At 70.3% G+C, this 7986-nt stretch carries 7 protein-coding genes; 3 read left to right on the forward strand and 4 right to left on the reverse strand.

What is annotated here, in order from left to right; genetic code table 11:
* Positions 1-5: 5 nt before the first annotated feature.
* On the reverse strand, positions 6-1502 hold the full coding sequence (gene zwf / locus E1218_RS03455) for a glucose-6-phosphate dehydrogenase (protein WP_132316138.1): 1497 nt from the start codon (positions 1500-1502) through the stop codon (positions 6-8).
* 40 nt (positions 1503-1542) lie between these two features.
* Positions 1543-2331: a phytanoyl-CoA dioxygenase family protein gene (locus E1218_RS03460; RefSeq protein ID WP_132316140.1), complete on the reverse strand. Its 789-nt coding sequence runs from the start codon at positions 2329-2331 to the stop codon at positions 1543-1545.
* Between the two features lie 234 nt (positions 2332-2565).
* On the opposite strand from E1218_RS03460, the gene E1218_RS03465 reads away from it, so the two are divergent.
* Positions 2566-2904 (forward strand): YciI family protein, encoded by a 339-nt coding sequence (locus tag E1218_RS03465; RefSeq protein WP_132316142.1) that lies wholly within the window; start codon positions 2566-2568, stop codon positions 2902-2904.
* Positions 2901-4082 (forward strand): RNA polymerase sigma factor, encoded by a 1182-nt coding sequence (locus E1218_RS03470; RefSeq protein WP_233711972.1) that lies wholly within the window; start codon positions 2901-2903, stop codon positions 4080-4082. Before E1218_RS03465 ends, E1218_RS03470 begins: the two co-directional genes overlap by 4 nt.
* A 147-nt stretch (positions 4083-4229) precedes the next feature.
* Here E1218_RS03470 and E1218_RS03475 read toward each other — a convergent pair whose 3' ends face one another.
* Positions 4230-5183 carry a LysR family transcriptional regulator gene (locus E1218_RS03475; protein ID WP_233711973.1) on the reverse strand — a complete coding sequence of 318 codons (954 nt, stop codon included), beginning with the start codon at positions 5181-5183 and terminating at the stop codon, positions 4230-4232.
* 120 nt (positions 5184-5303) lie between these two features.
* Between E1218_RS03475 and E1218_RS03480 the strand changes: the two genes are divergently transcribed.
* Positions 5304-6146 (forward strand): DMT family transporter, encoded by an 843-nt coding sequence (locus E1218_RS03480; RefSeq protein WP_132316148.1) that lies wholly within the window; start codon positions 5304-5306, stop codon positions 6144-6146.
* A gap of 3 nt (positions 6147-6149) precedes the next feature.
* Here E1218_RS03480 and E1218_RS03485 read toward each other — a convergent pair whose 3' ends face one another.
* Complete coding sequence (locus E1218_RS03485) at positions 6150-7670, reverse strand: carboxylesterase/lipase family protein (RefSeq protein ID WP_325052804.1); 1521 nt, start codon at positions 7668-7670, stop codon at positions 6150-6152.
* Between the last annotated feature and the right edge of the window lie 316 nt (positions 7671-7986).

The raw sequence follows: 7986 nt of genomic DNA on the forward strand, positions 1-7986 counted from the left end.
GATCTCTACGGCTTGTGTTCGCGCCATTCGCGTTCGAAGGGGAGCCGCCAGGCGCGGGGTGCGATGAGCTGGTGGATGGCGTTCGGGCCCCAGGTGCCGGGCTGGTAGGGCTTCACGGGCGGCGGGTCCTCGAGGAGGTGGGCGGAGCGGTCCCAGAGGGACTCGATGCCCTCGGCGGTGGTGAACAGCGTGTGGTCGCCGCGCATCGCGTCCAGGATCAGCCGCTCGTACGCCTCGAGCACGTCGCCGGCGCTCTCGGTCTCCTGGGTGGAGAACTGCATCGACAGCTTCTCCAGCCGCATCCCGGGACCGGGCCGCTTGCCGTAGAACGACAGCGACACCCGCGACGAGTCGGCCAGGTCGAAGGTCAGGTGGTCGGGCCCCTGCGACCCGACTCCGGACCCGGCCGGGAACATCGTCTTCGGCGCCTCCTTGAAGGCGATCGAGATGATCCGCATACCCTCGGCCATCCGCTTGCCCGTGCGCAGGTAGAACGGCACGCCGGCCCAGCGCCAGTTGTCGATCCCGACCTTCATCGCGATGAAGGTCTCGGTGTCGGAGTCCGGCGCGACCCCGTCCTCGGTGCGGTAGCCGCCGTACTGGCCGCGGACGACGTCGTCGGGGTTGATCGGCAGCATGGAGCGGAAGACCTTGTTCTTCTCCTCCGAGATCGCCCGCGGCTCGAGCGCGGTCGGCGGTTCCATCGCGACGAACGACAGCACCTGCAGGACGTGGGTGACCACCATGTCCTTGAACGCGCCGGTCGGTTCGTAGAAGGTGGCCCGCTGGTCGAGGCCGAGGGACTCGGGGATGTCGATCTGCACGTGGTCGATGAAGTTGCGGTTCCAGATCGGCTCGAACAGGCCGTTCGCGAACCGGAAGGCGAGGATGTTCAGCGCCGCCTCCTTGCCGAGGAAGTGGTCGATCCGGAACACCTGCGACTCGTCGAAGGTCTCGTGCACGAAGTTGTTCAGGTGGATCGCGCTGGCCAGGTCGTCGCCGAACGGCTTCTCCATCACCAGCCGGGCCCGGTCGACCAGGCCGGCGTCGCGGAGCATCGCGATCACCGCCTGCGCGGCCTTCGGCGGCACGGACAGGTAGTGCAGCCGGCAGGTGTCCGGCCCGAGCAGCGTCTCGGCGGCCTTGACCGCGGTCGCCAGCGCCTCCGGCCCGGCCGTCACCGGCACGTACTCGAGCCGCTCGGCGAACTGCGCCCACTCCTCGTCGCTCATCCGGTGCGTCCCGAACGTCTCCACCGCCGTCCGCGCCCGGGCCCGGAACTCGTCGGAGGTGAGCTCCTCGGTCGCCGAGCCGATGATCCGTACGTCGGGCGCGAACCGGGACTGCTGCAGGTAGGCCAGCCCCGGCAGCAGCTTGCGTTTGGCCAGGTCGCCGGTCGCGCCGAACAGCACGATCACGTGCGGCGCGAGCGGCTCCGGATCACGCCGCGACGGCCTCGATCCCGGCGCCGGGTAGGCAATGGTCTGCGTACGGTCAGGCATCGAAATCCTCCCGAGAAAGCCGACACCCGGAAGTCTAGGCTCACGCCGTACGGCGCTGTCCCGGTTCTCGCCTGATCATCGCCGTGGCCATCATCCGGGGCTGGTCGAGGCAGTTCGGGGCGGCGGAGTGGAACGTGTCGCAGTGCATGAAGTACACGTCGCCCGCCCGGCCGGTCAGCTCGACCACGCGCAGGGATACGCCGTCCAGTTCGGTGCCGTCGACCAGGTAGCGCCGGACCCGGTCGCCGGGGCCGGTCTCGCTCCACAGCTCCCGGAGCCACGGGTGGGCCGCACCCAGTTCACGCCGCAGCCGCTTCGGGTGCGGACCGTCGGCGGCCCGGTCGGCGTACCGGCGGACCAGACGGTGCGAACCGGTGAGGACGAGCGTCGCACCGCCACGCGGGCCTAGGTCGTTCAGCAGCACGAACATCTGCACGGCCCGGAGCCGGCCCGTCCCGAACGGCACGAAGTCGTTGTGCCAGGTCGTCGACGGCACGTCCCAGCCGGTCCGCTCGCGGCGCGGGAAGGTGACCAGCAGCGTGGCCCACCTCGACGGCTGGGTCCAGTCGCCCATCAGCCCGTCGAGTGCGGCCCGGACCGCCGGGCAGCCGATCCGCTCGAACTCACGCCGGCCGGCGACCTTCCGCAGCCCGGGCAGCCGTTCCTCGACCAGCCAGGTCGCCGGGTCGCTCCGGGCGATCCCGTGCTCGGCTCCCACGTGCGCCCAGATCCGGTCACACATGGCCTCGGCGTCGGCGGAAGGGATCGCACCGGCCACCCGCAGGAGGCCGGTGCGGTCGAACTCGTCGCGTTCAGCCGCGGTCAGCATGCCTCCCACTCTGACCGCCGGCCGCGGCCGGGCGCGACCGGTTTTACGGGCGCTGCCAGGGCCCGGCGACGTTGCTCCCGGGTCCGCGTCGTTCGTCCCCTTGTACCGGTGGCGCTTCGACGCTGGTCTCCGCGCACCGTGGCTCCGCCGGCCCCAGCTCCGGCGTTCTACCGTGGGGTGTCCGTTTCCGCCGGGGCTGTTCGTCGGTGGGATGAGACTGTCTGGAGGAGGACCGTGAAGTACTTGCTGATGATGTGCGGTGACGAGACCGCCGAGGAGCACGCGAACGAGGGCTGCGGCGGTTGGACGGAGGAGATGGAGCGGCGCGGCGTGGTCCGTGGCGGGGCCGGGCTGCGGCCGCCGTCCGAGGCGACCACTGTCCGGGTGCGGGACGACGAGCTGCTGCTGACCGACGGGCCGTTCGCGGAGACGAAGGAACAGATCGGCGGCTTCGTGATGATCGAATGCGCCGACCTGGACGAGGCGATCGAGATCGCGGCCAAGCACCCGGTGGCCGGGTACGGGACGATCGAGATCCGGCCGCTGCTGGACCCGCCGCCGGGGGTTGTGTGACGTTCGAGCAGCTCTACCGGCAGGAGTGGGGTCAGGTGGTCGCCACCCTGATCCGCGTGACCGGTGACTGGGAGTTGTCCGAGGAGTGCGCGCAGGAGGCATTCGCCGCGGCGCTGGAGCGCTGGCCGCGGGACGGCGTACCGGACCGGCCCGGCGCCTGGCTGACCACGACCGCACGGAACAAGGCCGTCGACTGGTTGCGCCGGGAGGCGGTCGGTGCGGCCAAGCTGAAGGAGGTGGCCGCGTTGGACCACGCGTCCGGCCAGCCGTACGACGTACCCGACGACCGGCTGCGGTTGATGTTCACCTGCTGCCACCCGGCGCTGGCCATGGAGGCGCGGGTGGCTCTCACCCTGCGGACGCTGGCCGGACTCAGTACGGCGCAGATCGCGCGAGCGTTCCTGGTCCCCGAGCCGACCATGTCGAAGCGACTCACCAGAGCCAAGCAGAAGATCCAGCACGCCGGCATCCCGTACCGCGTCCCGCCTGCGCACCTTCTGCCCGAGCGGATGCCCGCAGTACTGGCGGTGCTCTATCTGCTGTTCAACGAGGGGTACTCCGACGTCGTCCGGAGCAGCCTGAGCAGTGAGGCGATCAGACTGGCGCGCCTGCTCGTGCAACTGATGCCGGACGAGCCGGAGGCTGCAGGACTGCTTGCGCTCATGCTCCTGCACGACGCCCGCCGGGACACCCGTCTCGACGCGGACGGCGTACTCGTGACGCTGGAGGACCAGGACCGCACCCGTTGGGACCACTCGCTGATCACTGAAGGTGAGAACCTGCTCGAAGCCGCTCTCAGACGCGGCGCACCCGGGCCGTACCAGGTCCAGGCTGCAATCGCCGCCTGCCACGCCTCCGCACGGACGGCGGCCGACACCGACTGGCCGCAGATCACCGCACTGTACGGGCGGCTCAAGCAGACCCCGGTGGTCGCCCTGAACCGTGCGGTCGCCATCGGCATGGCCGATGGACCCGCGGTCGGGCTCCGCCTGGTCGACGACCTCGCGGCCGGCCCGCTCGCCGGCTATCACCTGCTCCCGGCCACCCGGGCCGACTTCCTCCGTCGACTGGGACGGTTCCAGGAGGCCGCGACGTCGTACCGCGAAGCCATCGCGCTGGCCACCACAGACGCCGAGCGCAGGTATCTGGAGAGACGTCTCGCCGAGGTGTCCGCCTGAGCGCCTCCGCGCCACCGACCTCGACTGGAGCTGCGGCAGTGGAGAAGTCGTGTCCGGCGCGGCACAGGACCTGTTGCTGATTGTGTGTGGCCGCGCTCCTGCCCAACCCCGTGACCGGTGAACCGGCCGCACGCGTCACGCGATGAGTCAGTTTCGGAGCAAACCCGCTTCGGGCGTGGGGAGCCAGGCGTCGTCCGGCAGTTCGAGCCAGCCGGCCTCGGCACCGAACTGCGCCGCCGCGGTGCGCAGAGCCGCCAGACCGGGGTGGTGCAGGTGCTTGCGCCAGATCATGCTCCACGGATAGACCGCAACCGGTTGCACGAGCGGCCGGACGACGGCGCCGGGGACGTCCGGCTGGCTGCTGATGGTCAGGATCGGCTGGTCCCACTGCTGGATGTGGTACGCCAGTTCGTCGATGCCGCGCACGTTCGGCCGGGGCGGCGCCGGCGGCGTGTCGGTGTCGGCGAACAGTTGCAGCATGGCCTGCTCCCACTGGCCCGACGCGTGGTCGCCGCAGTGCCAGCAGGCCTCGGTCCGGCGGAGGGCAGCCAGCGGCACCTCGTCGTGCGCGGCCAGCGGATGGTGCTCGGGCAGCAGCACCGAGATCCGTTCGTACCGGATCAGTTGGTGCTCGAGTCCCTGCACCGGCTCCGTGGTGACGCCGTGCCAGCGGCCGAAGGTGACATCCAGCCGCCGGCTCTCCAGCAACGGGAGCGAAGCGTCCAGCCCGCCGTGGTACCGCGCGAAGAACTCGTAGCCCTCGGCGCGGTCGCGGGCGGCGGCCAGCACCAGCGCGGGGGTCAGCCGTTGCCCGACGACGTCGACCAGCAACGAGCGTCCCTCGCCGCGCAGTTCGAGCACGGTCTCGTCGTGGAGTGCGAGAAGCTGGCGCGCCCGCACAAGCAACTGCCGGCCGGTCGGCGTGAGCTCGACGCGCCGGCTGGTGCGGTCCAGGAGTGGTGTCCCGACGCGGTCCTCGAGTTTGCGCACGTCGCGGCTGACCGCCTGCTGGGCGACGAACAGCCGGGCGGCGGCCCGGCTGAAGTGCAGTTCCTCGGCGACGGCGACGAAGTGCCGGAGCAGGCGCAGTTCCAGATCCACCACCCCTGTCTACCCGATCTACACAGTTATCGTGTAGATCCGCGTCGAACGGGTGTTGGACCGGGACCCGACGGGACCAGCACGATCGAAGGGACGGAGCGGCGAGGTGGGAGGACCGACATGGTGACCGTGGCACTGGCGCTGGGGGCAGCGGTCGGATGGGGAATCTCCGACTTCCTCGGCGGGCGGAAGTCCCGGACGGCGCCGTTGCTGTCGGTTCTGCTGATCTCCCAAGGGACGGCTCTGGTCGCGGTGGCCGTGCTGGTCGTCGTCCGGGGCAACGGACTGCTGAGCGGCGGACAGTTGCTCTGGGGCGTCGCTGCCGGGGCAGGTGAGGCGATCGCGATCGCTGCGCTGTACCGCGGGTTGTCGGTCGGGACGATGAGCATCGTGGCGCCGGTCGCCGCGACCGCGCCTGTCGTGCCGGTGGTGGCCGGGTTGGTGGCCGGACAGCCGCTCGGGCTGTCGCAGGGCCTCGGCCTCGGGCTTGCGGTCGTGGGGCTGGTGATCACGTCGATGCAGCCGCGGACGGGCAGTGTGAGCGTCGGCCCGAGCATCGCTTACGGACTGCTCGCCGCGGTCGGGTTCGGCACGTTCTTCCTCGCGCTGGACCGGGCCAGCGAGCACGCCGTCGCACCGGCCCTGCTGACGGCCAAGCTGACCTCGGTGGCGATCATTGCCGCGCTGGTGCTCGGCTGGGCGGCCCGCGGGGAGCGATTCGGCATCCGTCGGACCGACCTTCCACTGATCGTCGGCATCGGACTGCTGCTGGTCACCGCGGACGCGTCGTACGCGACGGCGACGACGCACGGACTGGCCGGCATCGCCGCTGTCGTGGGCTCACTGCACACGGTGGTCACGATGACCCTCGCCCGGCTTTGGCTGCACGAGCGGCTGGCCCGGATCCAGCAGATCGGCATCGTGACGTCGCTCAGCGGTGTTCTCGTCCTGGCCGCTTCCTGACTCTCAGCGGGGGAGGTCCTGCCAGAAGCCGCACCGGTGGTCGGTGGCGTACGGCGTCGGGGCGATACCTGTCGTGGACAGACCGAGCACAGTGCCCCGGTGGTTGAAGGCCGGCCAGTGCGGACGACCTGTGCCGTTGGGGTTGCCGGTGCGCGCGAACGCCGTCCAGTATTCGATCATCGTGGCCGACAGGCGTTCCTGCTCGGCGGTGAGCGGCGGGTACGGGTTCTGAGGCATGTTGACCGTCCACAGGTACGGCAGGTCCTGGCTGTGGTACGCACCCAGCGGGAACCCGTCGGACGTCACCCGCCCGCTGTCCTCGGCGAACTCGTAGGCGTACACCGGCTGACGCACAGCGGCGGCCTGGGCCGTGCGCAGGACCGGACAAGCACCGATGAAGCCGCCCCAGTCGCTGAGTGCCGTCGCGAGCGCGAGCGCCGGAGTGCTGGTGACCGGGTACTTCGCCAGTACGGCGTCCGCCCGGTCGCCGAAGGTCTCGACCATCATCGCGCGGTACTGCTCAGCAGTCAGCGACGACTGCCGGGAGACGAACCCGCGCATCTCGTCCGCCGTACCACCGATGAGGAGAGGCACTCGGGCCGCAGTGCCCGTGCGCAGTGCGTCACCGGGTTGCCGAGGTAGGACCGACGTACCGGCGCTCGGACCCCACGGGCGGTCGCCGGCCCGGCCGTGCACCGGGGGCAGGCCGCTGAGGACCGAGAGCACCCTGGTCGGCGGGTGCGCACGCAGACAGGCGGCGACGTCCGGTGCGGCGGTACAACCGAGGTCTTCGGTCGCTTTGGCTCCGACGGCTCGTGCCTCGGTCAGAGTCGGCACTCTGTTGTCGCAAGCGCCGCTTTGGGTGATCGCGCGGTGGAAAAGGCCTCGTCCGAGCGGTGATGCGAGGAGCGCACACACTGAACGCGCACCGGCCGACTGACCGGCCAGCGTGACGTTGCCCGGGTCACCACCGAAGCTCGCGGCGTTCCGCCGTACCCAGCGCAGGGCCGCGGCCTGGTCCATCAGGCCGTAGTTCCCTTGGCCGAGTGCGGGGGAGGACAGATAGCCGAGTGCTCCGAGGCGGTAGTTGACGGTGACAACCATCAGTCGCCCCGAGGTGGCGAGCTCGGAGCCGTCGTACTCTTGCGACGCGCCCGCGGCGAAGCCGCCGCCCGGCAACCACACCAGCACCGGCAGCCGCTCACCCGGTCGCACCCGGTGTGGCACCTTCACGTCGAGGTAGAGGCAGTCTTCTGCGCCCACCGCGCCCGCCTGTTGCGCACACGGTGTGCTGGGCGCTGTCGCGTTCCGGATGCCGGACCACGGTTGCACTCGCGCAGGTGGTCGCCAGCGCCGTTCGCCGACGGGCGGAGCGGCGTACGGAACGCCTGGGTAAGCGACGTGGTCCGCGGCGACGCTGCCGCGCAACCATCCGGAGTCCACCCGGACCACACCACCGGCTGCCGGTACCGCAGTCCCGGCCAGAACCGCGATCAGAGCCATAACAAGAGCAGGAATCATCATGGTGAAAGTCTTCGGATTCCCGGCTGTCGGCACGTCCGCACACAGTCCCGACCTCCGCTACCGCACCGGGCGCAGGAGTCGGTGCGGCGACTACGCCTGACGGAGTATCAGCTCTTCTTGACTCGTCACGGAGGAGGCCGGTGACCCAGTGAACTACCTGCGAGAGCCTTCTCGACCCCGTCGACGAAGGTGAACGGCTCACAACAACTACAGTTAAGGGGGCCCGGGGGCGAAGCCCCTCCGGGCGGGGTGTGGGGGTCGCACCCCACAGAACACAACGGGCGATCCAAAGCTCGCGCACTCCGCGAGTAAGGAT

The organism is Kribbella turkmenica (assembly GCF_004348725.1).
Lineage (GTDB): Bacteria > Actinomycetota > Actinomycetes > Propionibacteriales > Kribbellaceae > Kribbella > Kribbella turkmenica.

Excerpts from the sequence above, each read along its gene's own strand:
- zwf (WP_132316138.1), bottom strand. The coding sequence starts at position 1,502 with ATGCCTGACCGTACGCAGACCATTGCCTACCCGGCGCCGGGATCGAGG.
- E1218_RS03460 (WP_132316140.1), bottom strand. The coding sequence starts at position 2,331 with ATGCTGACCGCGGCTGAACGCGACGAGTTCGACCGCACCGGCCTCCTG.
- E1218_RS03480 (WP_132316148.1), top strand. The coding sequence starts at position 5,304 with ATGGTGACCGTGGCACTGGCGCTGGGGGCAGCGGTCGGATGGGGAATC.
- E1218_RS03485 (WP_325052804.1), bottom strand. The coding sequence starts at position 7,670 with ATGATGATTCCTGCTCTTGTTATGGCTCTGATCGCGGTTCTGGCCGGG.